The 25,786-nt window shown below is 58.7% G+C and carries 23 protein-coding genes and 4 tRNA genes; 8 read left to right on the top strand and 19 right to left on the bottom strand.

Translation table 11 applies throughout. The features are described 5' to 3' along the window. Nucleotides 1-2: 2 nt before the first annotated feature. Both ACFSYH_RS00315 and ACFSYH_RS00310 read right to left on the bottom strand, forming a co-directional pair. Nucleotides 3-2,318 (bottom strand): ATP-dependent DNA helicase RecG, encoded by a 2,316-nt coding sequence (locus tag ACFSYH_RS00315; protein WP_377464418.1) that lies wholly within the window; start codon nt 2,316-2,318, stop codon nt 3-5. Next, nucleotides 2,311-3,918: a DAK2 domain-containing protein gene (locus ACFSYH_RS00310; protein ID WP_377464417.1), complete on the bottom strand. Its 1,608-nt coding sequence runs from the start codon at nt 3,916-3,918 to the stop codon at nt 2,311-2,313. The genes ACFSYH_RS00315 and ACFSYH_RS00310 overlap by 8 nt, the downstream gene beginning before the upstream one ends. Before the next feature lie 561 nt (nt 3,919-4,479). Here ACFSYH_RS00310 and rpmB point away from each other — a divergent pair. Both rpmB and ACFSYH_RS00300 read left to right on the top strand, forming a co-directional pair. After that, nucleotides 4,480-4,671, top strand: coding sequence for a 50S ribosomal protein L28 (rpmB, locus tag ACFSYH_RS00305; RefSeq protein WP_019147615.1), 192 nt, complete (start codon nt 4,480-4,482; stop codon nt 4,669-4,671). A gap of 398 nt (nt 4,672-5,069) precedes the next feature. Beyond that, a complete protein-coding gene (locus ACFSYH_RS00300; RefSeq protein ID WP_377464415.1) occupies nt 5,070-5,582 on the top strand; it encodes a GNAT family N-acetyltransferase in 513 nt (170 codons plus the stop codon). On the opposite strand, the gene thiL is transcribed toward ACFSYH_RS00300, so the two are convergent. The 5 genes from thiL to ACFSYH_RS00275 all read right to left on the bottom strand — a co-directional run bounded on the left by thiL (nt 5,570) and on the right by ACFSYH_RS00275 (nt 9,396). After that, on the bottom strand, nt 5,570-6,727 hold the full coding sequence (gene thiL / locus ACFSYH_RS00295) for a thiamine-phosphate kinase (protein WP_377464413.1): 1,158 nt from the start codon (nt 6,725-6,727) through the stop codon (nt 5,570-5,572). The genes ACFSYH_RS00300 and thiL overlap by 13 nt on opposite strands. 62 nt (nt 6,728-6,789) lie before the next feature. After that, nucleotides 6,790-7,080 carry a hypothetical protein gene (locus ACFSYH_RS00290; RefSeq protein WP_377464411.1) on the bottom strand — a complete coding sequence of 97 codons (291 nt, stop codon included), beginning with the start codon at nt 7,078-7,080 and terminating at the stop codon, nt 6,790-6,792. Nucleotides 7,081-7,210: 130 nt separating this feature from the next. After that, on the bottom strand, nt 7,211-7,531 hold the full coding sequence (locus ACFSYH_RS00285) for a hypothetical protein (protein WP_377464410.1): 321 nt from the start codon (nt 7,529-7,531) through the stop codon (nt 7,211-7,213). A gap of 297 nt (nt 7,532-7,828) precedes the next feature. Beyond that, the gene (locus ACFSYH_RS00280; protein ID WP_377464409.1) at nt 7,829-8,128 is read right to left on the bottom strand and encodes a hypothetical protein; all 300 of its coding nucleotides are present in this window, start codon (nt 8,126-8,128) and stop codon (nt 7,829-7,831) included. 11 nt (nt 8,129-8,139) lie between these two features. Beyond that, nucleotides 8,140-9,396 carry a hypothetical protein gene (locus ACFSYH_RS00275; RefSeq protein WP_377464408.1) on the bottom strand — a complete coding sequence of 419 codons (1,257 nt, stop codon included), beginning with the start codon at nt 9,394-9,396 and terminating at the stop codon, nt 8,140-8,142. Nucleotides 9,397-10,109: 713 nt separating this feature from the next. On the opposite strand from ACFSYH_RS00275, the gene ACFSYH_RS00270 reads away from it, so the two are divergent. Continuing rightward, nucleotides 10,110-10,544: a DUF3515 family protein gene (locus ACFSYH_RS00270; protein WP_377464407.1), complete on the top strand. Its 435-nt coding sequence runs from the start codon at nt 10,110-10,112 to the stop codon at nt 10,542-10,544. A gap of 116 nt (nt 10,545-10,660) precedes the next feature. Here ACFSYH_RS00270 and ACFSYH_RS00265 read toward each other — a convergent pair whose 3' ends face one another. Then, complete coding sequence (locus ACFSYH_RS00265; protein WP_377464406.1) at nt 10,661-11,773, bottom strand: D-alanine--D-alanine ligase family protein; 1,113 nt, start codon at nt 11,771-11,773, stop codon at nt 10,661-10,663. A gap of 112 nt (nt 11,774-11,885) precedes the next feature. Between ACFSYH_RS00265 and ACFSYH_RS00260 the strand changes: the two genes are divergently transcribed. Then, the gene (locus ACFSYH_RS00260) at nt 11,886-13,214 is read left to right on the top strand and encodes a trans-sulfuration enzyme family protein (protein WP_377464405.1); all 1,329 of its coding nucleotides are present in this window, start codon (nt 11,886-11,888) and stop codon (nt 13,212-13,214) included. A 150-nt stretch (nt 13,215-13,364) separates the two neighbouring features. On the opposite strand, the gene ACFSYH_RS00255 is transcribed toward ACFSYH_RS00260, so the two are convergent. Continuing rightward, nucleotides 13,365-13,862 (bottom strand): hypothetical protein, encoded by a 498-nt coding sequence (locus ACFSYH_RS00255; RefSeq protein ID WP_377464404.1) that lies wholly within the window; start codon nt 13,860-13,862, stop codon nt 13,365-13,367. Nucleotides 13,863-13,993: 131 nt separating this feature from the next. Between ACFSYH_RS00255 and ACFSYH_RS00250 the strand changes: the two genes are divergently transcribed. Continuing rightward, nucleotides 13,994-14,692 carry a hypothetical protein gene (locus ACFSYH_RS00250; RefSeq protein WP_377464403.1) on the top strand — a complete coding sequence of 233 codons (699 nt, stop codon included), beginning with the start codon at nt 13,994-13,996 and terminating at the stop codon, nt 14,690-14,692. Between the two features lie 989 nt (nt 14,693-15,681). On the opposite strand, the gene ACFSYH_RS00245 is transcribed toward ACFSYH_RS00250, so the two are convergent. From ACFSYH_RS00245 to murA, 3 genes are all read right to left on the bottom strand, one after another. Further along, entirely contained in the window at nt 15,682-16,701 is a 1,020-nt protein-coding gene (locus tag ACFSYH_RS00245) for an NAD(P)H-dependent glycerol-3-phosphate dehydrogenase (protein WP_377464402.1), read from the bottom strand. A gap of 6 nt (nt 16,702-16,707) precedes the next feature. Beyond that, entirely contained in the window at nt 16,708-17,463 is a 756-nt protein-coding gene (locus ACFSYH_RS00240; protein ID WP_377464401.1) for a lysophospholipid acyltransferase family protein, read from the bottom strand. Nucleotides 17,464-17,672: 209 nt separating this feature from the next. Further along, a complete protein-coding gene (murA, locus tag ACFSYH_RS00235) occupies nt 17,673-18,989 on the bottom strand; it encodes a UDP-N-acetylglucosamine 1-carboxyvinyltransferase (protein ID WP_377464400.1) in 1,317 nt (438 codons plus the stop codon). 366 nt (nt 18,990-19,355) lie between these two features. Between murA and ACFSYH_RS00230 the strand changes: the two genes are divergently transcribed. Beyond that, entirely contained in the window at nt 19,356-20,174 is an 819-nt protein-coding gene (locus ACFSYH_RS00230) for a TrmH family RNA methyltransferase (protein ID WP_377464399.1), read from the top strand. An 86-nt stretch (nt 20,175-20,260) separates the two neighbouring features. Here the strand turns inward: ACFSYH_RS00230 and leuD are convergent, their stop codons facing one another. Beyond that, complete coding sequence (gene leuD, locus ACFSYH_RS00225) at nt 20,261-20,914, bottom strand: 3-isopropylmalate dehydratase small subunit (RefSeq protein WP_377464398.1); 654 nt, start codon at nt 20,912-20,914, stop codon at nt 20,261-20,263. Nucleotides 20,915-20,943: 29 nt separating this feature from the next. Continuing rightward, on the bottom strand, nt 20,944-22,371 hold the full coding sequence (gene leuC / locus ACFSYH_RS00220; RefSeq protein ID WP_377464397.1) for a 3-isopropylmalate dehydratase large subunit: 1,428 nt from the start codon (nt 22,369-22,371) through the stop codon (nt 20,944-20,946). Nucleotides 22,372-22,481: 110 nt separating this feature from the next. Between leuC and ACFSYH_RS00215 the strand changes: the two genes are divergently transcribed. Then, nucleotides 22,482-23,216, top strand: coding sequence for an IclR family transcriptional regulator (locus ACFSYH_RS00215; RefSeq protein WP_377464396.1), 735 nt, complete (start codon nt 22,482-22,484; stop codon nt 23,214-23,216). Nucleotides 23,217-23,494: 278 nt separating this feature from the next. Further along, entirely contained in the window at nt 23,495-24,646 is a 1,152-nt protein-coding gene (locus tag ACFSYH_RS00210) for a winged helix DNA-binding domain-containing protein (protein WP_377464395.1), read from the top strand. 71 nt (nt 24,647-24,717) lie between these two features. On the opposite strand, the gene ACFSYH_RS00205 is transcribed toward ACFSYH_RS00210, so the two are convergent. From ACFSYH_RS00205 to ACFSYH_RS00185, 5 genes are all read right to left on the bottom strand, one after another. Further along, nucleotides 24,718-24,790 (bottom strand) — tRNA-Glu (locus tag ACFSYH_RS00205). A gap of 68 nt (nt 24,791-24,858) precedes the next feature. After that, nucleotides 24,859-24,931: transfer RNA gene (locus ACFSYH_RS00200), tRNA-Glu, on the bottom strand. A gap of 167 nt (nt 24,932-25,098) precedes the next feature. Next, the gene (locus tag ACFSYH_RS00195) at nt 25,099-25,293 is read right to left on the bottom strand and encodes a TetR-like C-terminal domain-containing protein (RefSeq protein WP_377464393.1); all 195 of its coding nucleotides are present in this window, start codon (nt 25,291-25,293) and stop codon (nt 25,099-25,101) included. A 276-nt stretch (nt 25,294-25,569) separates the two neighbouring features. Continuing rightward, a tRNA-Glu gene (locus ACFSYH_RS00190) sits at nt 25,570-25,642 on the bottom strand. A gap of 39 nt (nt 25,643-25,681) precedes the next feature. Beyond that, nucleotides 25,682-25,753: transfer RNA gene (locus ACFSYH_RS00185), tRNA-Gln, on the bottom strand. Nucleotides 25,754-25,786: the final 33 nt, after the last annotated feature.

Below are 25,786 nucleotides of genomic sequence, written 5' to 3'. Positions count from 1 at the left end.
CTTTACGAACGATCCAAGAATTTCTGGGTGTCTTGGTCGAGATATTCGTCGATGGTGACACGTAAGGTTGCATGTTCTCGTAGTTCGGGATCCTCTGCGATGATCTGTTCGGCGTCCGAGCGTGCCATTGCGATCAGATCGGCGTCGCGCATGACGCGTAGGAGTCGCAGGGTTGAGCCGCGTCCAGACTGGGCGGCTCCTAGAACGTCGCCTTCGTGCCGCAGTTCAAGGTCGGTGGCGGCAAGTTCGAATCCGTCGGTTGTGCTGGCCAACGCTGTGAGTCGGACGACGGCGTCGGATTCTTCCTTGATGGGAGCGACAAGCAGGCAGACTCCGGGCAATGAACCACGTCCGATACGTCCACGAAGCTGGTGCAGCTGTGAGATGCCGAACCGGTCGGCGTCCATAATGATCATGGCGCTCGCTTGCGGCACGTCCACACCCACCTCGATCACGGTGGTCGAGATGAGCAGTTGGATCTCACCGGACGCGAACTGAGCCATCGCGGCTTCCTTCTCAACGGAGCTCATCTTTCCGTGCAGCATCCCGATGCTGATTCCTGAAAAGACTGGCATGGCCCCCAACTGTCCATAGAGTTCGGTCACGGAGACGAGGTCCCGTTCACCGTCGCTCTGGCCTTCGGGCATGGCGAAGAGGCCGTCGCTGTCCGCGAAGAATCCAGAGTCAGTGGTGGGTTCGCTATCGCCCGAATCATCGTCGGCGAAGATCCGTGAGCACACAACGTAGGCTCTGCGCCCCTGATCGATCTCTTCGCGTGCCCGAGCCCACGTCCGTTGCATCCACGCGGCATTGTCTGCCGGGACGATGTGGGTCTGTACGGGTGCGCGCCCTGCGGGCAGGCCCTTGAGCACGGAAACTTCCAGGTCCCCAAACACGGTCATGGCGACTGTGCGTGGGATGGGGGTCGCGGTCATGACGAGTAGGTGCGGTGAGTTGTTCCCTTTTGCTCGCAGTGCGTCACGCTGTTCCACCCCAAACCGGTGCTGTTCGTCTACGACAACCAGGCCGAGGTCCGCGAACTGTACATTGTCGCTCAGCAGCGCGTGGGTTCCAATCACAATACCCGCCTGCCCTGAGGCTGCCTCAAGCAGGGCTTTTTTCTTCTCGGCAGTCGGCATGGACCCGGTCAGAAGAGTTACCCGGGTAGCGTTGTCCGCTCCACCGAGCATCCCGCCAAACGCGAGGTCACCGAGCATGCCCTCGATACTGCGCGCATGCTGAGCGGCCAGAACCTCAGTTGGCGCGAGGAGTGCTGCCTGCCCTCCGGCATCGACGACTTGGAGCATCGCACGTAGTGCGACAACGGTTTTTCCCGAACCTACGTCACCTTGCAGCAGTCGCTGCATGGGGTGGGTTTCGGAGATATCCGCCGCGATCTCCTCCCCGACCTGCAACTGCCCCTGCGTCAACTCAAACGGTAAGCGCTGTTCGAAAGCAGCAAGAATTGAGTTCCCATCCGTGCGTACAGGCCGCGCAACGGCAACCAGATCCTTCAGTTCCTGCTTGCGACGGACCAAGGCAGACTGCACCACGAACGCTTCCTCGTATCGAAAACGCCTGCGCGCACGGTGCCAATCAGTGTCATTCTCGGGCTGGTGGATCCTCTTATACGCGTCAAACAGGGTGTCGAGTCTACGTGCTGCGCGCACAGAGGCCGGCAGCGGATCATCCAGATCAGTAGGTCGCATCTGGCCGAGCACCGTGGCGACGCACCGTTCAATCCGCCACGTCGGAACGGCAGCGGTTGCGGGGTACATAGGGATCGGGCGGCTTGCAGCGGCGACCGCTTCGTCCTCGTCGCCGGCGTCCACCCCAACGATCAGGTAGTCGGGGTGCGCAAGCTGTATCTCTCCTCGGTAATTGGACACGGTTCCGGTGAACAAGCCCGTACGCCCCGGTTTGAGTTTGTCCTCGTGCATGCGCAGCACACCCGACCGCTTGGCGAAGAACGTCAAGGAGAGCATCTGTTGCCCATCGGTCACCTTGGCCTGCAGCATTGCCCCGGACCGCGAGCGCATATGGCGTACTGTGGCGCTCACAATCTCCGCGACAACCGTGACGTGCTCTCCTTCCTGCAGTTGGGAAAGGGGCGTCAGCGTTCCCGGTTCGGCATAGCGGCGCGGATAGTGCCGTAACAGGTCACCGGCAGTTTCGAGCCCCATCTTGGCAAGCGGTGCTGCGGTGCGGGTGCCCAACAACCTGGCCAGCGAACGGTGCATGAACGGAACAGACTCGGATTCGCTGTCGGTCCACGGGGCGACCCGCTGCTCCTCCGCAATGTGCTTCGCTTCAGTCATCGATCCACTCCACGCTTGCCGTCAGTCCGTTCCCCAGTGTTCCGGAACCCAGAACGATTACCTCCGCATCTGCATGGGCTCGTTCAAGCCCGTCGGTGAGATCAGCGATAACGGATGGTGGACAGTCACGATCAGTCAGCAGGGTCACCACGGGAACGCCACGTTCGTGTACGGCTATCTCGTTGACGAGCGGTGCGAGACGCGGTCTGTCCAGTACCTCCACCCGCATCGTCACGAGCGAGTCAACGCAATCTTGGCCTATCTCAGTCAAGCGTTGCGCGGCCAACTCCGGTTCATGCTCCCACGCCGTCAACACGGCGCTTGTGGCCGCGACAACCTGTGCATCGTCTATTGCGACAACAGTCCCAACAACCCTGCTCATATTCTCAAGTTCCCGGCTCAGCCGACTCGAGTTCACAATCACGACCGCGTCAAGAGCAGTCTCATGATCACCGCCGTGTTCCTCGGATGCTCCGTGCACCTCAGTCAATGCTCGTTCAACATCTGCGACGCCGAGTTCCTGCGCCCGCTCGACACACACCACGGCACCAGCCCTTGCAAGATCGAGCGCAAGCAACGGGCCCGACGCACACACCACAAGACGAACCGCTGCACCAAAGCCATCAGAAACGGCCACCTGTCGCTCAAGATTTCGCACGACAACCTGTGACAGCACCACACCGGGCAATTCCGACTCCAACGCGGTGATGGCCTGATCTGGCATATTGGTGTGCACGTGGGCGCTCCAGACCGTCACGCCAGAATCTGGCACCCCGCCAATCACGACAACGGATTCGCCCAACTGCGAAAGCACCCTGCGGAACGCGGCGGTGTGAGCCACCGTATCGTCGAAAATCAGCGCTTCATCTGGGACTCGAATCAAGCACATGACCTCGAATTCGCCGTCTGCATGAACCGAACCGTCAGATTCGGAGACAACCGCCGATCCCAATTCGCGCCGTACGATCGGCGCGCCCGACAGCACCTGCTGGAGCGCGGACAACAACACGATCAGACCGTAGGCACCAGCGTCGAGCACACCTGCACGGGCAAGTACCTCAAGTTCCAGGTGGCTGCGGTCCAGCGCTTCGGTCGCTCCCGTGATTGCGGCCGCGATCACCTCGCTTGGCGACGAGTCGGCCACACCCAGCGCCCCATTCGCCCCAGCGCGCGCCGCACTGAGAATCGTGCCTTCAACCGGTTGGGCAACGGCTCCGTAGGCGCTGCTCGACGCCGCACCGAGGGCTTGAGCGAGTTGCGTTCCCGCCTCCGCGAAGGCTGTGGCTTGCACACTGCGGGCCAAACCACCCAAGTATTCGGCGAGGATGATGCCCGAGTTGCCGCGCGCGTGCGTAAGCGCACCGTACGCCGCACGAGCGAGCAGGAGTGCGGGTTGCCGTGGATCAGCCTCCCGCGCACCGTGTACGGCGCCACGCACTGTGAGCAACATGTTTGTCCCGGTATCCGCATCGGGAACGGGGAACACGTTCGCCCGATTCAAGGTGTCATGGCACTCCTCGAACGCTTGCACAGCGGTGTCGAACCACCCAAGTAGTTCGCTACCCGTCAAGCCAAAGACAAGCTGACTGCTGTCCTGCATATCGAAAGGATTCCTCCGCACACGTGCCAAGCTTTGCGGCAATGCGGGTCTGCGCTCGCACAGGACATGCACCTGCAACAGCTCGGCCAACATAACCGGTTGTGTCCTCGCAGGCTCGTCACCCACGCATACCCAACTAAGTTACCGCCTCCCCCTGACATTTATTGGCACATAGACAGTGCTCCGCCGTCCTGTCGAGCGACGTAACGTGCTGAACGTGGCTCATTTCACGACTGTTTTTGCCGTTTATCGGTCCAGAGCGGCATATTCGCTCGCTAATATGGTGACTGCTGCACAGGGCTGCGCGGAAAGAACCCGCATGGAACAAGAGCAGTGTCCTCGGTCAGGTTTTCATGATCGCGGAATCCCGTGATGTTAGGCACTCAATTTGGGTAAGTGGGTCAATATCCGCTAATCTAGTGAGGTTGCCCGGTTCGGGTATGTGCGAAGCAGTCGCGACGTTTTCGAACAGTTCGTTCAAGTGTCCATGCTGCTTCGTGTGAACAGTATTGAAATTGACTTCGCCGCACCTCGCGGCGTGCACGACGATCAGGAGAGACCGTGGCTGCTAACTGCGACGTCTGCGCAAAGGCCCCAAGCTTCGGGCACAGCATCTCGCACTCGCACGTGCGCACGAAGCGCCGTTGGAACCCAAACATCCAGCGCGTTCGCGCAATCGTCAACGGTGCGCCAAAGCGCCTTAACGTTTGCACCTCCTGCCTCAAGGCTGGCAAGGTGACTCGCAACATCTGATGTTGAGGAGCGGCTAGATACCGCACCACTTCATCTTCAAGAAGACCCTCGGCAGTGCCGGGGGTCTTTTTGTGTGTCCAGTGAAGCAATCGCGCTCACCCACCTCCCCGGTCAGCCGCGCTACCCACCCACTGCCATGTCCGCCTTCGGGGGCGATAGGTCAATGTTACGGTCCTGTCGTCGGTGTCCCCATCTTTTCTGGTAACACTGCCGACAGAACCGCAACACCGAAACGAGTGTGAAGGCCCGTATCGGGGACACACAAGGCCAAGCCCTACCCATACTCCGACAAGAAATGGAATCTTCCTCATGTCTACCCGTTGTAACGATGCAGTGAAGATGTCCCCACCCAGACGCGTTCTCTTCACACACGTGCGCAAACGTGGCAGTCTGTAGGGATGGTAGAAGAACTTGAAAGCGTTGTTGTCAGAGATGCTGAGCTCATCGATGTCTTGACCATCTCGCGTATCCACACACTGTCGTGGCAACAGGCATACGCAGGCTACGTCCCCGCCGACTACCTCAACAGCCTCGACCCTCAGGACAAGGTACCTGTATGGCAGACCGTGCTGTCCCGGGATGACACCCAGGTGTTTATCGCTGAATCGGCTGGCCGCGCTCTTGGCTTCGCATCAGTTGGCCCATCGCCCGACGAGGATGCGGAACCCGGGGACCGCACCCTCTACACGATGTACCTCGACCCTGAGGCCTGGGGCCTTGGCGTGGCGAAACTGCTCATGCAGGCCGTCGACGAAACCGTCCCAGAGGGCGTATCACTGACCCTGTGGGTATTCGAGAAGAATCTCCGTGCTCGCAAATTCTACGAGCGGCACAACTTCAAGTACGACAACGTTGAGAAACTGGAAGAGTTCGGTGGCGAACACCTGCTAGAGGTCCGTTACCGAAAGTGATCCCAACCAACGCCATCGGCGTCCAACTCGATTCCCTCGACCCGCACCGCGCCCCAGCGCGTTGCGGGTCGTCGTGTTTCCGTGGGAGTGCTGGGAGGCACGGATGACGCTGTGACCCGCCCGATCGTCGCAAATCCTGCGGGCACACCCGTCTCGCTCGGGAAGGTGGCGAGAAGTGCATGGTCCTCTCCCCCAGTCAGCATCCACTTGGCGACGAGCAGGTCAACTTCATCCGCATTCGCGGCTCCCAGCAGGCGGGCAAGTTTCGGGAGTGCGCCGCGAGTCGATACTTCCTGGGTGGGTGGCCCCGTGAAGGTGAGGTTGGGGTTGTGGACGGGTGCCTGCACGGCGTTGAGTAGGGCGTCGTAGTCGAATACGATCTCGACTCCCGATGCGGCGCAGATACGCTGTGCATCGCGTATGAGGCCATCGGAGACATCCATGAGTGCTGTTGCCCCTGCCTTGCCCGCAACTGATCCCAGTTCAATCGGCGAGGTTGGGGTGAGGAACGACTGAAGGGCGAGAGCCACCATCTGTGCGGAGGCGGTAGACAGAGAACCATCGAGGCCATCTTCGGGCAACCCGCCACGTAAGAGCACGTCGAGACCAGCCGCTGACCAACCCGTACAGCCAGCCAGCGCAACAACATCACCGACCCGCGCGCCTGAGCGCAGCACCGGAGCGCGCCCCTCCAGGTCCCCGTGCACGGTCACCGACACAAAGATCTGTTCAGCACCCGACAGATCCCCACCAACAACCGCTGCACCAACCTGGCGTGCAGCATCACCCAAACCCCGTGCGAACTCAGTTACCCAGTTCACCTGCAACTGTTTTGGAATTGCCAACCCAACCACAAGCGACGTTGGACGCGCACCCATCGCCGCGATATCCGCGAGATTCTGCATCGCAGCCCGCCAACCCACCTGATATCCGGTTGACCACTCTTGGCGAAAATGAACGTTCTCAATGAGAATATCGGTGGACACGACAAAGCGTGTATCCGGCGCAGAGACAACCGCGCAATCATCTCCAGGACCAAGTAGCACACCGGAGTTTGTGGGGAGCAGCGGGAAGATCCGGGCAAGGAGTTGTGATTCATCAAGGTCGCCTACAAGCAGGTCAGCGTCGTGGTTTGGTGGGTTCACGTGTCTCACGTTACCGTGTTTGCGCGGCCTGCCCCACTCCCGTGCCTGACCGCGCCGATGTTTCAGTCTTGACCGCGCGGCAGGGACCTACCGTAAAAGAGTCCGGTAACGACACCGAGAACCACTCCGACCCCCATAGGAATTGCATGATTCCAGGTTGGAACACCATTAAGTATCGATACCGGAATAGTCATGAAAATAACCAAGTACACAAGCCAAGCTACCAACGACTGATTGAGCGCTGATTCACGCGCTCCGGTAAGCATAAGGCCGACTGCAAAAGCACTACACGCTGCAAAAATCAATCCAACGGCATAGATTGACCACAGCAAAAAAGCAAAGATAGCAATCAATGGATCCCCTTAGCATCCCTCAGCATCTTAGCGACCCAAGTTAGGACACGCCTGGAACGTTAGCGCAGGTAAGAGCCGTGAGGCAAGGTTTTCTGGGGCGCCAGGATCAGTGCGCATGCGTGTTAAGCACTTAGCTCCGAAAAAAGCTCTCTGGCTGTGGCTCGGGATTCTTGCGGGCGATGTAACGGCCGTGTAGGACGCCTGCGCTGACACCGATTATGACGGCACTCAGCAGCGGAGCAATTCGCTCGAATTTCCCGAATCCGTCAACAATCAGGAGTGCAGCAATCACATGAGACAGGATAAGCGCTGCCCAGAACACTACGGGCTTGTTAAACAACCTACGTGAACATCCGCTCCACGCAATTCCTAATCCATAGGAACCAAGCGCCGTGGAAATGACGCCCCACCCGTAAAGCACAAACATCACGAACAGCACTACGTATCCCACAGCGTTCACTCCTTTACTTGCAAACGTTCTCTGATCCGATCACCAAGAAGAGCCGCTTTAGTTTGCCACTACGCCTTTAGACTGGTTACTTCCCAACGCTCACGGAGCATAGCAACGATAACCTTGCAGCAATTAGTGTGCCACTACGCAAACCCACATATCGAGAGAGAACCGAGCAATCCTAGAATCGTACGTCCTCGACCCTGATGGTCACACTAGTTTTCTCTGGATCCGCTTGCCTACGGGTCTACCACCGAAGGCAAGCGGATCAGCATACCGACACCACAGCCGCATACGTCAGATGATGTTTTTTCCGTACACTGGCGGCTTCTTGAAGAAGAACTGAACTAAGATCTTCTCGTCTCGGTTCAACAGACTGCGAGCTTTCCTCCACGCAAGACCAAGTACCAGCAGCGCGGCTATCGGAGAGTAGAGGCCGGCCAGCCATCCCAACTCCAACATTGGGCGAGCACCCGCACCGATAGCAGCGACCAGGAACAACAACGCTAACCAGTAGTTTGACGTCTCATACCTTCTCAGCAGCGTCGGCAACGAAAGATACAAGAAGAAGCCAGCCAACAACGGATCAGTTGCCAACGAAAGGAACCTTAAGATTTCCACCCTGTCACCATCACTTTGCAATCAGTGAACCCAAGGACATCCGCCGCGACGTCGATCAGCCCTTTCGCTGCCAGACCTGCGATCACCATTTTGTTAGTCGAGTAGGACTGGATTTTCTTGATTGCTGCATTTTTTGCTGCCGTGACACCCTTGCCGATGTTCTTCGCGTAAGCAACAAAGTAATCCTTCACTGCCGTGAATACCAGTTTCATCGCGTTTTTATCGAGTTTCTCGAGCTTCTTAAACTGTTGATACGCATTGTAAAGGCTTGTTCCTGGTTTTGCGGCCTTGAATAGTTTGAGTAACTTGGCTGAAGCTTTCACGACTGCAACACCCCCAAGCGCTAAGCCCAGGACCGACGACAAACAACCCACTCCAGCCCAGATGCGGTCTGCCAGTGAAGCCTTCGGATCCACAACTACTGGGAATACAGTGTTCTCGTCTGTGACCACGTTTTGGATGAGCATTCCGTTGACAAAATCGTATGAGGTTTCCAGCGCCTTGCCCTCAGCATCCACAGCCCAGGGAGCGTGGATTAGACCGACCTGTTGATTCACCACAACAGTCTTGGTTTCCTCATCAGGGATCTGCATAAGCAACTCAAACTGCTCATCAGTGATCGCATCCAACACATCAAGATCATCGGATAAGAAGATGTCTTCACCCAGAATCTCCAGGACCGCCGCGTCAAAACGCTCCTCTTCGCCGGGCAACGGAACCTCGGTCTCGACCGGTGCGAACACAGCAATCGAACCATCCACAAGCTGTTCAAGCGTTGCACCCTCAGGCAAGTCCAGATCAAACGCAAGTTCAGTTGGCGCATTCTCATCAGCCAACACAGCCAACACCTGCGCACCACCATCAGTAGCACGCGCAACAATATCTAGCCCAGCCTCTACCTGAGTAGAAACAGCAACCCCATCAACAATCTCAGCGGCCTGGCTTGCACCGGCGTAACTGATGCCGATTTCTAGGCCATCCCCACCATCACCGATTACCTCGTCAGACGCCAGGACCAGTTCACCGTCCACCAGCGAAACATGTGATGCCGCTTCAACATCAACGCCCCGCTCCGGAGCAACCACTGCTGCAAGTTCTGCGACAGACGCTTCATCGCCCGCAGTAAACCCTTCCACTGCTTGCTCAAGCGCAACCTCATCAACAAGCGACGCTACGATACTTGACGCATCGGTAGGCTCAACTTCTTGTGCGGCGGCTGGACCCACCACACCAAAGGACGCCACAAGGGCTCCAATGACACTGACCCCAATGAGTCGGTGTGTTTTTCGTGTCTCGAACACGATTCCCCTATTCGATTGATACTCCCCTGCAAACGCGCATTGCAGCCTGCACCACGCGCCAGCTCCTATGACGCGAGCGATCTGACGTTAGCGCAGGTCAGCACTCGAACACAATCGCGTTATATGGCCCAGAAATAGGGGAATTTAGTTAAACACCTTGCACAGAACATCAGAATCTCCCGCATCAACACAAAGGAAATGACACTTGAAACATAAAACACAGCATCCAACCAGCAGTTATGCGCATCAGTGCTGGTCAACAAGTTTTTCAACGAATGGAAAACCTTCCACACGGAAACCATTCCTGACCAGCGAAAACTTCCACATGGATACCATCCACCTGGTGAGATACAGATGCCTTGCGAAGCCCCACAGATCCGATGTTGCGGCTGCGTCGGCACTGTTTCGCTATTTTTGCGTAACAGCGCCGACAGAACCGAAACATCGTGTGGAGGTTCAATCCCCAGCCCAGCCACACCACAGTGAGGTGACGCTGGAACAAACCGACTCGTCGCAAATCAAAACCACCAGCGCACAAATCACTCCCAGCCCGCCACTAATGCCGGCGCGCCCATGATGTCGAGGGCTCAGCGGCTAAGGTGGGAGACGTGCGTATTTCTTGTTCTTCTGCTGTGACCGCTACAGCATGTGTCCTCATGTTTGGGCTAACCGCCTGCACGCCCGTCATCTCTGTTCCGGCCGGCACCTATGCAACTGAGCCGATCTGCGCCGAAGTGGTGTTGTCGTTGCCGGATCAGGTGCTGGAGCAAGATCGGGCGAAGACGACCAGCCAGGCCACTGCGGCGTGGGGTGAGGGCGGCGCCGCCATAACGTTTACGTGCGGTGTGGAGGAACCTGAGACCGCTTCAGAGGACTGCCAATCCATCACTCTGGACATGTTTGGGGAGCCGGAAACGTTCGACTGGATTGCATACCCCAGCGACACGAGTTTCACCTTTGTCACATATGGGCGCGAACCCGCGATGATGGTTCAGGTGCCAGCCTCGTTGAACGCCAGCCAGCCGACCGCTGCGCTACTGGATGTGGCGAATGGCGTGTCGAAGATTCCGGCCACCAAGGCGTGTGAATAGCTTCGCGGAGATCGGTCCACTTCATTACTGAGACAAAAACGGTTGTAACTATGCGCTACTCACGCATAGTTACAACCGTTTTTGTCTCAGTAACGCCAAACGCCGCGGCAATAGCCTTAACGCAGGCCAACCGGGCGTTCGAGTGCGAGTTCGATGAGTTCGGTCACCAGATCCTTGTACAGGATGCCGGTGCGCTCCCACATACGTGGGTACATCGAGATGGGCGTGAAGCCGGGCATCGTGTTGATCTCGTTCACGATGACGGTGCCGTCTTCCTGGACGAACACGTCCACGCGGCCTAGACCCTCGCAGCCGAGTGCGGTGAACGTACGGACCGCGAGGTCTCGGACCTGGGCGGCAACATCGTCGGAAAGCTCGGCTGGACAGGACAACTCGGCCGCAGCATCATCGACGTACTTGGCCTCGAAGTCGTAGAAGTCGTACTCGCCCGAGGCAATCGCGATCTCGCCGGGGAACGAGGTGCGGGCTGGTGCACCCGCCCGGCCACCGAGCACAGCACATTCGATTTCACGTCCGGAGATGCCGGTTTCGATGAGGACTTTGGGGTCGTGCTTGTGGGCCTCCGCAAGCGCTGCGTCAAGCCCGTCAAGACTGTCCACCTTGGAGACGCCAAGCGAGGACCCGGCGCGTGCAGGCTTCACGAACAGCGGGAACTCGAGTTCGCTGATCCGCGCCAAGACTCCGGCGCGGTCGGACTCCCATTGCCCCGGGAACACGGTCACGAACGGTGTGACAGGGATGCCGTGACCCTCAAGAACGACCTTCATGTAGTGCTTGTCCATGCCCACGGCGGACGCGATCACGCCAGCGCCGACGTAACGTTGGTCGATGAGGTCGAGCAGCCCCTGCAGGGTTCCATCCTCACCGAACGGGCCATGCACGAGCGGGAACACCACATCAACGTGGCCGAGTCCGCGGACCTGGCCGTTGTTTTCCAGCACCCGGAAGTTTGAGTTGCCCTGCGCGAGTGGCAGCAGTATCTCGGTGCCGTTGTCGGCGACAAAGGGCAGGCCAGTGTCGTCGGTCTGCACATCGGTAAGGTCATCGTCCAGGAGCACCCATTGGCCCTGTTGGGTGATGCCCACGGGAATCACGTCGAAGCGCGAACGGTCGATCTCCTTCAGAACCGAGGACGCGGTGATGCAGGAAATCGGGTGTTCGCCCGAACGTCCTCCGAAGAGGACCATGACGGTAGCTCGCTGAGACACTTGTCGCAGCCTTTCTCGGTGTCGTCGACGCGCGGCGATGTGAATATTACAACGTGGACATCTAAGCCATCGGGTGAGACTTTACCGGAGCTGCAGGCGTAATCTCATGTGTATGACTGCCGATAAGCAAAATCTCACAAGCTCCACCCATATTTCCGACGAGTCGGTTACGCCCATCCCCGCGTCTCAGGTTGGCAGTCCCCACAGTTCAGGCAGTTCCAGCGATGTTGACGCTGGTGCGTATCAAGGGCCTAGTATCGCTGGACAGGCTGCTGCGGGCAGTAACGAGCAGGGCGGGCACAGTCACCCTGAAGGGCTCTCCCCAGCAACTCTCGCGGTGGTCTCTGGGCGCCCTGACAAAGTACAGGGCGGTCCGGTCAACCCGCCGATCGTCATGTCCTCAACCTACGTGTCCCAGGGTGTGGCCGCTCCCGGTGAACTCCTGTACACCCGCATGGACACCGAGACGTGGCAACCGTTCGAGCAGGCAGTCGCTGACCTCGAACAGTCCACCAACCCCGGAATCGTGTTTGGCTCTGGCATGGCCGCGATCGCTTCAGTGCTCTCGCTTGTGCCGCACGGCGGAAAGCTGGTCGTGCCGCGCCACGCCTACCAGGTGACCCTGGGATTCGCACAGGATCTTGCGGACCGGAACAACGTCGAGGTTGTGAAGGTGGATATCGCGGAGACCGAGGCAACCATCTCAGCCTTTGACGGTGCGGACCTGGTGCTCCTCGAGTCCCCCACGAATCCAATGCTTGAGGTCGCAGACCTTCCCAGGCTCATTGATGCGGCTCACTCCGCAGGCGCACTCGTCGCGGTGGACAACACCTTTGCCACCCCTCTGCTACAGCGCCCGCTCACGCTCGGAGCGGACCTGGTGCTCCACTCGGCCACCAAATACCTGGCGGGCCACTCGGACGTGGTTCTCGGCATTGTCCTGACCGATTCTGAGCACCTGCACCAGACCATTCGCGCCTATCGCACGCTGCACGGTGCGATCGCTGGTCCGTTCGAGGTATGGCTGGCCCTGCGGGGCTTGCGCACGCTCGCTCTGCGCGTGGAACGGGCGCAGTCCAATGCAATGGAACTCGCGCGACGGCTACAGAAGCACCCGCAAGTTGCCGAGGTGCGCTACCCAGGGCTAGCCAACGACCCGGGGTTCATCACCGCCACCCGCGTCATGGACGGCTACGGAGCGATTCTCGGTGTGGTGCCTACGGGAGGTGCCGACGAGGCCGATCAGGTTGTTGCCCGTTTGCGGGTCTGGACTCCTGCAACCTCTCTGGGCGGGGTAGAGTCCACTCTTGAGCGCCGCCGACGTTTCGCTTCCGAATCCCTCACCGTTCCCGAGAACCTGCTGCGCATGAGCGTTGGAGTCGAGGACGTTGAGGACCTGTGGACGGACCTCGACCAGGCGCTTGCCTCGTTAGCCGTTTGAGAGTGCTGAGATCAGCACTCTCAGTTAGTCAGTTAGTGCGAGTGCAGGTTTAAGCATCTTTCGATGCGGCAAATTTCGAACGCCCAGCACATCTCGAAGTGCACTCTCGTCAAACTAGGGTGCATAGATTCGCACTCTCGTTGACGGGGCTTAACTACGCACGACCTGTTGAGGAGCACCTCTAGCGCCGAGGTTAAAGGCGCTTACCGCAATGATCGCGAACAGAACGACACTGCACGCCACGCCGAGCGAAGTGCGAGCAGACGATGCCTCAGCAGCCACCACATAGTCGGGGAAGAAGGCGATTGCGACGAGTAGGACACTTACGAGCGTGAAGTCTCTCGTCGAAAAAACAATCACAAGCATGCCTACAACCGTAGCTTGGAATGGCCCAAACCCTAGCGGTATCAACACCAACGTAACTGCCGCCATCCCAATCATTGAGCGGGACATGAACCAGCACAACTCGCGACCAAACAGCGCGCCGACAACAGTGGCGACAACTCCGCTCGCTAGTGGGATCACGAACTGAAACATGTACGGGTGCGTAGTCGCATATGCAGCCATCGACAAACACATAGCGGTAAATACGCCACTGAACGTTGATACGCGAACAGCCATGTTCGAGGTCATCTCAGTTTTCTTCATCCTCCACACACTACTCCCGCTGCTGACTGCGTTCAATCCCTAATCTCGGACATTCAAGACGGGACCTTGGTCCCATTTACGGCAGACGACGATCCCATATAACGTTTATTTATCCAAGCGAAAGGAAATACATGAAACGCATCACTGCACTAATCAGTGCACTAACATTCACGGCCGCAAGTTCTTTGTTTCTTAGTACATCAGCGCTCGCACAAGAAAACTCACAATTTGATGAAGTCATTTCGCGTCTACAGGATAACGATGTTCCTGAAAGCCAGATCAGCATTCTCATTGAGAAACTCGAATCTGGCGAAGACTGGGATATGTTTTCTGGAGCGGATCCTGTATCAACTGAGGTTCGCACCGTAAATGGATTCAATGAAACAATTGAGCGCTATGCCGACGGATCGTACGTCATTCATGGCATCGAGAACGCAATCCCGGGAAATTCAGAATGGGCTTCAATTTTTGCAGTTGGTAACTGTCGATCCCACGCTTCAGGGAGTGGTTTCCGGACGGCATATGATTGCCAGGCTTACGAGAGCACTCCGCTATTCGCGCTCGGATTTTACATCTCCTACACGCTCGGACAGGGGGGATTCGACTACATTATTGAGGCTTACGCCCCTTACGGGCAGGCGTACGCTGGCACGCTGAATCCTCAACCTCCGAAACTCAAAATCGGACAAAAGAAAGAAACAACCACTAGTCCCGCTTGGGCACAGATCAGCACGCAGTTCACTGCCAGTAATAACTCAAAAACAAGGCCGCTAAGCATGACCGCTACGGTCGGAAAAGACAAGGCAACCACGTACTGGACACAAAAATGAAAATTCACGTTACGACTAGGTTATTTGGTGCATTAATTATCGCTTGCACTCTTGCGCTCTCACCGATTACAGCATCCGCAGAGCAATCAACTCGCACCATCTTGTCCGAGAAAGAAGAGGATCAAATTAGGGAGTTCTGGACAAAGTATGATGTTCCAGAACAAACTCAAGAACTCCTTCTTACGAAATACTCGGAAACAGGTGCTCTTGATTCTTTCAAAGAATCTAACCCTGTCGCCACTCGGACAAAAACAATAAACGGTTCGGTCACACAGGTCGAAGAATTCAACGATGGGTCAATCAGGGTAACATCCGTTGAAATTCCATCAACCAATCTCGGAGTGTTCTCGCAACTGATCGCAGGATGCACTAACACATCCGGTAGCGGTTATGCGATTGCTAAAGGTTGCACGATCCAAACAGGGGATGGCGTCCGATACCTTAACTTCAAAGCAGATTGGGCTTCATACAGTGGAGGCAACGCTGAGATCCTCAGAACCTACAATCCGAGTGCATACGGCACCGGTGGGTCAATAACCAGTCCGAAGCGTTCATACTGGCGACCAAAGTCCACGAAGACTCAGAGCGCCCGTGCTACTTACACTTCTATCTGGACAGGCAAAGACAACCGCAGTAGCGAGACAATGCACGCAACATTGTGGCTAACTAACCGAGGGGTACCATCCGTAGGGTCTAGTTAGTTTTCTCCTCGCGATATCGTTGCACCCTAACGGATTTTCCGTTGTCTACGAATCTCGTGGGACACAGGGCAATAGGTGAGGTAAAACCGTTTCGCCACTGCCCCACCCCGCCGTTCCGGAGAACCTAATACGCACTCTTATTGACGGGGTTCAGACCCAAACCGGAGCGTACTGGAGCACGAGAGGCCTGACTAACTGAACCGGTTCGTCGGCAATCAGCCAATACAAAACGGGCTGTGCCCTGCTGGAATTCCAGCAGGGCACAGCCCATGACTATGAGACGCGAGGTCACAGATTCTCGATGACGTTCCCGCCAATCTCCGATTTCTTCGGTCTCGACAGGAGTTCTCGTGTCATGTCGTCCACAGGCAACCCCTTGTGGAGCACTGCCACCACTGCGTTCGTGATCGGCATGTCCACACCGGTTGCGACACCCAGTTCCGACACGGACCGGCACGATTTCGCACCCTCCGCGGTACCTCCGGTCACGGAGATTGCCTCGTCAAGGGTAAGCCCGCGACCGATGTGCTGCCCGAGCGTGTTGTTACGGGACAGCGGTGAGGCACACGTCGCCATGAGGTCCCCCATGCCAGCGAGTCCCGGGAACGTTGCGGGATCAGCACCGAGTTTCAGTCCAAGCCGCGTGATCTCAGCCAACCCACGGGTGATGATCGTAGCCGTGGTGTTGTGGCCGAAGCCCTTCCCCTGAGCCATGCCAACAGCCACCGCGATCACGTTCTTGACCGCTCCGCACAGTTCGACGCCCACCAGATCGGCATTGGTATAGGGACGGAAGTACGGGTTCGAGCAGGCCTGGGCAACAGTCTGGGTGTTTGCCTCATCAATACCGGAGACAACCGTTGCGGTCGGCTGCTTGGCAGCGATCTCTGCTGCCAGGTTCGGTCCCGAGACCACCACCACGCGTTCCAGTGGGATGTCCAAGACCTCGCACAGCACCTGACTCATACGCAGATCCGTGTCGAGTTCGACACCCTTCATGAGGGACACCACGATCGAGTCCCGGGGTACCGCTGGGGCGAGTGGCGCCAGAATCGTCCGGGCGCTCTGGGAGGGCACCGCCACGACAACGATCTCGGCGCCGGTAAGCGCCTCCTCGGCGTCAGTGGTAGCCGTGATGAGTGGCGATAGGGTCACGCCCTTCAACCGCTTGGAGTTCGTGTGTTCCTGGGTGATCTCCCGCGCGGTGTCCGAATCACGGCCCCAGACAACCACGGCATTGCCGGCATCCGCCAAGACCTGTGCGAAGGTGGTACCCCAGGCACCCATGCCCAAAACTACGGTCTTCATAGACTCTCATTCACTCTTCGTTGCACGCGGGTTAAAGAACTCAGCAGGTGGCGTCTCCCCGCGAGCCTCAGCAACGATGTCGGTGATTGCCCGCATGATGCGGTCCGTTGCCTCGCGTAGGACCGCAGCATCAGGTTCCTTGTCGTACAGGTCTGAGAGGTCCACCGGCTGACCCGCATGGACAGACACGGTCTGACGCGGGAACAACGTGAAGAACTTCTTACCGCGTGGCCACAAACCAAGTTGCCCCCACTGCCCTACCGGGATAACGGGAGCCTGGGTGGCGAGTGCCAGGCGTGCCACACCTGTGCGGCCCTGCATCGGCCAGCCATCGGGGTCCTTGGTCAGCGTGCCCTCCGGGTAAACGCCAACACAGTAGCCCTCCTTGAGAAGTTGATCCGCGATCTGGATGCTCTCTCCTGCACGCGAGGTACCACGAAACACCGGAATCATGCGTAGGTTACGCATGAAGTACCCGAGCACAGGCACCCGGAACAGGGATTCCTTGGCCATGAAGCGGGCCGGACGGTCAGCGTTGAACAGGTAGTGCGCGAGCGTCAACGGGTCGATTGGACTGGCGTGGTTTGAGGCAACGATGAACCCTCGGTCGTACGGCAGGTTCTCCAGGCCGGTCCATCGATAGTTTCCAACGGCGCGCATCACTGGGCGCACGATCACTCCGGCAACCCGGTACAGGCCAGTCTTACCGGTCTTGGGGTTGGTGGCGCTGAGTGCGCGGGGTGTTTCAGCGGGATTGTTCACCGGATTAGACTACCGCAGAACAGGTCGCCGCTCACCGACGATACACACTGTGATGCGCCGACTGGGTTTCCCCACCCTCATTGAGGAATCGACCGCGGAACAAGCGAACAGAAGCCACAGGTCTGGACGCCGCCAACTCGTCGCCAGGCAAGCAGCCAACCTCGCCGCGAGTGGGCTACATCCCACCCGCGGCGGACGCACATCGAGAATTAAGCCATCTCGAACTTCGCGCCGAGCGCTTCAAGTTTGCCCATGAAGTTCTCGTAACCCCGGTCGATCAACTGGATTCCCTTCACCGAGGACCGTCCCTCTGCCGCGAGCGCAGCAATGAGGTGGGAGAATCCACCACGCAGGTCAGGAACCTCGATGTCGGCGGCCTTGAGCGGGGTTGGACCCGCGATCACTGCGGAGTGGTGGAAATTACGCTGCCCAAAGCGGCATTCGGTTCCGCCCAGGCATTCCTTGTACACCTGGATCTGGGCTCCCATGCCATTGAGTGCCTCGGTGAATCCGAACCGATTCTCGTACACGGTCTCGTGGACGATGGACAGGCCGTTTGCCTGTGTCAGAGCGACCACGAGAGGCTGCTGCCAATCGGTCATGAAGCCTGGGTGAACATCCGTTTCCAGCACAATCGAGTTGAGTTCACCGCCAGGGTGATAGAAGCGGATGCCGTGATCCTTGATCTCGAACTCGCCGCCCACCTTGCGGAAGGTGTTCAGGAATGCGGTCATCTCAGGCTGGGATGCGCCCTCAACGAAGATGTCGCCCTTGGTCGCGAGTGCGGCGGAAGCCCACGAGGCTGCCTCGATACGGTCCGACAGTGCGGTGTGCGAGTAACCCTTGAGGGTTGGAACACCCTCGATGCGGATGACGCGGTCGGTACGCACCGTAATGATTGCGCCCATCTTCTGGAGCACGTTGATGAGGTCGAGGATTTCCGGTTCAACCGCTGCGTTGGAGAGCTCCGTGATGCCTTCGGCACGAACGGCGGTCATGAGCAACTGCTCGGTGGCGCCGACTGATGGGTAAGGGAGCTCGATCTTTGCGCCTTTGAGCCCATTGGGCGCGGCGAGGACGATGCCGTTCGCCTGCTTGTCCACAACGGCGCCGAACTGGCGCAGGATGTTGAGGTGGAAATCGATGGGACGATCCCCGATACGGCAGCCGCCAAGGTCAGGGATAAACGCTTCACCCAAACGGTGCAGCAACGGACCACAGAACAGGATCGGGATGCGGCTCGCACCAGCGTGAGCGTCGATATCCGCGACGTGAGCGGATTCGACGTTGCTTGGATCGAGTTTGAGGATGCCAGCTTTGATGTCGTAGTCGACCTTGACGCCATGCAGTTCGAGCAGCCCCGAGACCACTTGAACGTCGCGAATGTCTGGGACGTTGCGCAATTCGGATGCTGTCTCTCCGAGGAGTGCCGCCACCATTGCCTTGGAAACGAAGTTCTTAGCGCCGCGAACGGTGATCGTACCGTTGAGCGGGGACCCGCCGTCGACGTAAATCAAATCTGCCATGTCTTAATCGTCGCCTATCTCTGGGCTGATTACCTAACTCGAATCGGTGTGATGATCGAGCCTTCGCTGAATCAACACAAAAGTGGGGCCACGCATTCCGCGCGACCCCACTTCGCTGCAAACTTCCACCAGTCTAAACCCTCGATTGAGCCGAAAATGACCGGTTTGGCGAGGGTGGTGATTCCAGCCCATTCATCGGTTGGACCTCAGCGGATCATGGCGACCGATAGAGTGGAGTCTGCATACCGCCACCATTTGTTACGGACAAAGTAGTGCAGCGGAGCGGAGGGGTCTCGCGGAGCGCACCCCTACCGGAGCGCAACGTAAGAAAGTTCGTAACCAAACAAGCATGTGAGGGAGCCCCAATTGGGCCTGTTGAAGATTTCGGTAAAGAACGCCCGATACCAGCAAATCGAGGCGCTTCTGACCAACCGGAACAAGCGCACTCGAGCAGGTGAGTTCGTGGTGCAGGGTGTCCGCCCCATCAACATGGCGCTCGAACACGGGTGGGACATCACGACCCTGATCTATCCATCTGACCGCAAACTGTCCGAGTGGGCCCATGACATCACCCAGATTGAGTGCGACAAGATCGCGATGACATCGGAGCTCATGAACGAGCTCAGCGGCAAGGAGGATGGTTCGACCGAGGCGATCGCCCTGGTATCGCTCCCCGCGGACGACCTATCTCGCATCCCCGTGCCTCAGGACTTCCTCGGCGTGGTGTTCGACCGCCCCACACAGCCTGGGAACATCGGGACCATCGTGCGTTCAGCAGACGCCCTGGGAGCCAACGGCCTGATAGTGACCGGGCATGCGGCAGACCCTTACGACCCAAAGGCGGTGCGGGCCACGACCGGTTCGCTCTTTTCCCTCCCGGTGGTCCGGGAGAACTCCCAGGAGGTCGTGAGCACCTGGGTGGAGCAACAGCGTGCGGCAGGTGTTCCCATCGTCGTTGCCGCGACGGATGAACACGGTGACACCGATGTGTGGGACTTCGACTTTACTGTGCCCGTGCTGCTGCTCGTGGGAAACGAGACCTCTGGACTGTCCAAGGCCTGGCGGGAAGCAGCGGACGTGACCCTGTCGATCCCCATGACGGGGTCTGCCAGTTCGTTGAACGCCGGTAACGCCGCAACGTTGCTCATGTATGAGGCGCTGCGGCAGCGCTCAGCCCGCGCCTAACGCCCAGGACACAGCAAAGCGCGGCCCCTCACTCCCCGCCACAGGGAGGGTGAGGGGCCGCGCTCTATATTCAGCGTTAAGGCGACCTACGCGTTGGCTTCCTCGTCAACCGGGCGTGCAGCCTCGACGTGGAACTTCGGCTCGTGCTTCGCTGGGAGTGTCTTGGGGCGCCACGATGCACGGCTCTCCTCGAACTCGGCGATGTCAGCCTCGTTCTGGAGGGTCAGGCCGATGTCGTCCAGGCCTTCCATGAGCCGCCAGCGGGTGTAGTCGTCGATCTGGAACTGAACGGTGACATCACCTGCGGTTGCAGTGCGGTTCTCCAGGTCCACGGTGATCTCGGTGCCGGGGTTGGTCTCGATGATCTTCCACAGCAGTTCGATGTCCTCCTGCGCGCAGATACCCGCCACGAGACCCTGCTTGCCCGAGTTGCCGCGGAAGATGTCTGCGAAGCGAGCAGACAGGACGACGCGGAAACCGTAGTCCTTGAGCGCCCACACCGCGTGTTCACGGGAAGAACCGGTTCCGAAGTCGGGGCCTGCCACGAGGACCGAGCCGCTGCGGTAGGCATCCTGGTTCAGCACGAACTCAGGGTCGTTGCGCCATGCGGAGAACAGTGCGTCCTCAAACCCCGTACGGGTGACTCGCTTGAGGTAGACGGCTGGGATGATCTGGTCGGTGTCCACGTTCGAACGACGCAGTGGGACGCCGATACCGGTGTGCTTGATGAACTTTTCCATGATTCTTGTTTCTCTTTCCGGATCGGCTATCAGGCGTGTGCGAGCTCAGCGTCGCTTGCGAGGTCTGCTGGCGAGGACAGGGTTCCGCGGATCGCGGTTGCCGCCGCAACGAGTGGGGACACGAGGTGAGTGCGTCCGCCCTTGCCCTGACGGCCTTCGAAGTTACGGTTCGAGGTTGATGCCGCACGCTCGCCTGGCTTGAGCTGGTCTGGGTTCATGCCAAGGCACATGGAGCATCCGGCGTTACGCCATTCGGCACCGAAGTCCTTGAACACCTGGTCGAGACCTTCCTGCTCGGCTTGGAGGCGAACGCGAGCGGAGCCTGGCACAACCATGACGCGAACATCATCGTGCTTCTTTTGGCCCTTGATGACGTCTACGACGGCGCGGAGGTCCTCGATGCGTCCGTTGGTGCATGAACCGATGAACACCGTGTCAACCTTGATGTCGCGCAGTGGCATGCCGGCTTCGAGTCCCATGTACTCGAGTGCACGTTCAGCGGCAACGCGGTCGGTCTCATCTGCGATGTCGGCTGGGTTTGGCACGTTTGCGGACAGTGGCAGGCCCTGTCCCGGGTTGGTTCCCCAGGTGACGAATGGCTCGATGTCCTTGGCCTCGAGGTTGACCTCTACGTCGAACACTGCGTCGTCGTCGGTCTTGAGGGTCTTCCAGTACTCAACAGCTGCATCCCAGTCGGCACCCTCTGGCGCGTGTGGGCGGCCCTTGATGTAGTCGAAAGTGGTCTGGTCTGGCGCGATCATTCCTGCGCGCGCACCTGCTTCGATCGACATGTTGCAGATGGTCATGCGACCTTCCATCGACAGGTTGCGGATCGCCTCACCGCGGTATTCGAGGACGTAGCCCTGTCCACCACCGGTTCCGATCTTCGCGATGATCGCGAGGATGATGTCCTTCGCGGTCGATCCCTCAGGGAGTTCACCGTTGATGTTGATGGCCATGGTCTTGAATGGCTGCAGCGGAAGGGTCTGGGTGGCAAGCACATGCTCTACCTCAGAGGTTCCGATACCAAATGCGAGGGCCCCGAAGGCACCGTGCGTCGAAGTGTGAGAATCACCACACACAACCGTCAGGCCGGGCATGGTCAGACCGAGTTGCGGACCGACAACGTGAACGATTCCCTGGTCTGCATCGCCGAGCGAGTGGATGCGAACACCGAATTCCTTGGCGTTGTTGCGCAGGGTGTCGATCTGCGTGCGCGAGGTCAGATCGGCGATCGGACGGTCAATGTTGAGCGTCGGAGTGTTGTGGTCTTCGGTGGCAATCGTGAGGTCAGGGCGGCGAACGGGGCGTCCTGCAAGGCGCAGGCCCTCGAAAGCCTGCGGGCTCGTAACCTCGTGAACAAGGTGTAGGTCGATGTAGAGCAGGTCGGGCTCACCATTCGTGCCACGGCGCACGAGGTGTGCATCCCATACTTTCTCAGCCAAGGTGCCGGCCATGATTTCTTCCTCTCTCGTCCGCGTCGAACTTTGGGGTTGCGGAGTTTTTTGGGGGCTCTAAACGGAGAGTCTACTTGCATTCTCGCGCCTTGAGATTGCAATATCATTCTATGGACAATTCAAGTGGAGTCGGAGTACTCGATAAAGCAGCGGCTGTGCTCGGCGCTCTCGAGGCAGGGCCGGCCACCCTCGCCCAGTTGGTAGCAGCTACACAACTAGCGCGCCCTACCGCGCACCGCTTGGCGGTTGCGCTCGAACACCACCGTCTGGTCACTCGCGACATGCAAGGCCGTTTCATCCTCGGCCCACGCCTGAACGAGCTGGCAACGGCAGCTGGTGAAGACCGTCTCCTCGCGGCAGCCAACCCTGTGCTCGCGGCTCTGCGAGACCACACGGGCGAGTCCGCCCAACTGTATCGTCGCCAAGGCGATCAACGCATCTGCGTGGCAGCCGCTGAACGTCCTGTCGGTTTACGTGATTCTATCCCCGTGGGTGCCACTTTGACCATGCAGGCAGGCTCCGCCGCACAGATTCTGCTCGCGTGGGAGGAACCAGATCGTCTACACCGCGGTCTCCAGGGCGCCAAGTTCACCGCGACCATTCTGTCGGGAGTGCGCCGCCGCGGTTGGGCGCAGTCCGTTTCGGAGCGTGAGGTCGGCGTGGCTTCTGTGTCCGCCCCGGTGCGTGGACCATCCGGTCGCATCGTCGCGGCAGTGTCGATCTCCGGTCCGGTCGAGCGTCTGAGCCGCCAGCCAGGTCGCCTGCACGCAGGCTCGGTCGTCGCCGCAGCCAACCGCCTCACCGAGGTGTTGCGTCGCGCAGGGGAGGACTCGCGTAACTCCTGATCTACCGCTGAGGGCTGGCTCGTGCTGTTGCACGGGCCAGCCCTTTTGCATGCGCACTAGCCGATAGAATCCGCTGAATGTGTAGGTTTTTACTTCACTGTGCATCAGCGATCTCTGCGCAGTGAAGTAAAAGCCTACAGATTGACGACGATACGGCAGCCACATCCCGACTCGCCTCCCAGCGTGAGCGGCGGGGAGAAGGCGACCGCTCGTCGCCAAGCAAGAACGCCCCGACCAAATACCCAAATCTCCCCAATCAGCACGGGTAAGGTGCTGCCATGACCATTGCCTCCATGCCGCGCCTTCGCACGCGCGAACTCATCTCTCTACGGCTCAGTGCACTCGGGTTACACCGTCCGCCACGTGGTAGCGGGATCGAACACAGCCTTGCACAAACGCACCGCATGCTCGCGGTGCAGGGGCAGGATCTTCCTGGCACGCTCTGGGCTATAGCGGCGCGCAGCGATACCGCGACGAGAGCCCAGGTTGAGGACCTATTCAACAGCGGACAACTCATTCGCACCTGGGTATTCCGTGGCACCTTGCACGTACTCACCCGCGAGCAGGCAGTTCGCGTCATGTCCCTCATGGGACCACGCGCGCTGAAGACCAGCACCCGCCGCCGCGCAGATCTCGGCTTGACAGAGGCCGTGATTGACCGCGCCCGGGAAACTCTCATCGAAGCGCTGCGGGACCAAGACGGACTGACCCGCGCCGAGGTCCGGCAACTATGGTCCCATGCAGGGCTGGCCCTTGAGGACGGCAGGCTTTATCACCTCATCGTCACGTGCTGCATGCACGGGGACGTTGTATGGGGCGCCATTGATGGAACCGATCAAAAGCTCTCACTCGCTCCTTGGCACACCGGTTCCGAGGGCTCTGCGCTGAAGTTCCCGCACGACGTCGACGAAACCTACGACCACATCATTCGAGGAATCATCGCCGGACGCGGGCCGCTGAGCGCAGAGGACATCTCCTATTGGTCAACCTTTGGGAAATCAGTTGTCGCACGCTCTCTGGAGCGTCTCGCTACCGACCTCACCTGGGTGACGGTCCCGCATTCGACAGTGCCGTTTGTGGCTCCCACCGAGCAGTTGGACGCGGCCCTGCCATCAAAACTTCCGGGTGCGCACCTGAACGCGGGGTTCGATGAACTTTTGCTCGGCTACCGTGACCGGTCCCCACAACTGGTTCCCGGAGACATCGACCGGATCGTTCCAGGCCGTAACGGCATGTTCAAGGCACACGTTGTGCGCAATGGTGTCGTCGCCGGAACCTGGACGCGCAAGGACCGGAGTAAAGACTCAGCCGTGTTGGTGAGCCTGTTCGATGGCCAGGCTCCAAATGCGGCGTTTGAGAAGGCCCTTGCGAGACAGGCGATTCGTTATGGTCGTTATCTTGAGCGCCCGGTATCGTTTTCTCTGGTCTAGGGACCATCCCGGCACAGACGCCTTCGCGCATACAGGTAAAGCCACCCGGTCCTCGGATGGCTTTGCTCTTGTACCCCCAACGGGATTCGAACCCGTGTTACCGCCGTGAAAGGGCGGCGTCCTAGGCCACTAGACGATGGGGGCCTTGGCACCTCAACGGTGCCGGTCACAAGAAAAGCCACTCGGTAATCCGAGTGGCTCCCTCGTATGAGTACCCCCAACGGGATTTGAACCCGTGATACCGCCGTGAGAGGGCGGCGTACTAGGCCGCTATACTATGGGGGCTTGTCAATCAGCGTTTCCGCGTTTTCGACTCCGTAATCTTACACAGAACCAGCGGGGTGCCCGCAACTCAAATGCCCGTGATGTAGCACACGGCCACGCACTCGTTGCGAGCCCATGCATTCGATCCGGCCAGGCAACCCCGCTCGCATCTGCACGCTCACGGCTGTCTAGTGCACCGGCCACCATGACGGCATCAAACCCTGCATGTGGGTTGCCCACGTCTCCACATCGGTCTCATCGCTGAGCGCCCACTCCAAGATTGCCCCGATGATGCCACCGCTGACAAAGGCCACGACGAACTCCCTGTGCTCCGGGACCTGGGTGTTCGTGCGCGTGGCGAACACATCAAGTGCGATTCTCACCCGATGCTGCATGCGTTCATCAAGGGCTAGACGCAATGCACCCGCCCACGTTGAACTCAGTACCGCCCGTAACTATCGTCAAGCACAACATGGTGATTTTCCGGGATCACCAACCAAGAAAAAACACCTTAATCCCGGAAAACCACCATGTGGCCTCTAGCCCAGCGTTTGTGTGTGGTGAAGAAGCAGGTTAGCGGCAGGGGGTTGGCAGAGTCAACGAAGCGACTCCAAGAACGAGAAAAGCCACTCAGTTTCCTGAGTGGCTTTTCTTAAACGTACCCCCAACGGGATTTGAACCCGTGATACCGCCGTGAGAGGGCGGCGTACTAGGCCGCTATACTATGGGGGCTTTGCGTTTCCGCGGTGATAACTCGTGAAGAGTTAATCGCTGGGCTACCAGGACTCGAACCTAGAATGACGGTACCAGAAACCGTTGTGTTGCCAATTACACCATAGCCCATCAGAATCGGCTTGATTCCAATGTTTTGCCAAC

Origin of the sequence: Populibacterium corticicola, assembly GCF_042683685.1 — a bacterium.
GTDB classification, from domain to species: Bacteria; Actinomycetota; Actinomycetes; order Actinomycetales; family Cellulomonadaceae; genus Timonella; species Timonella corticicola.
Note: the sequence above shows the minus strand (reverse complement) of the source record. Positions and strands in the feature narration are given on the sequence as shown.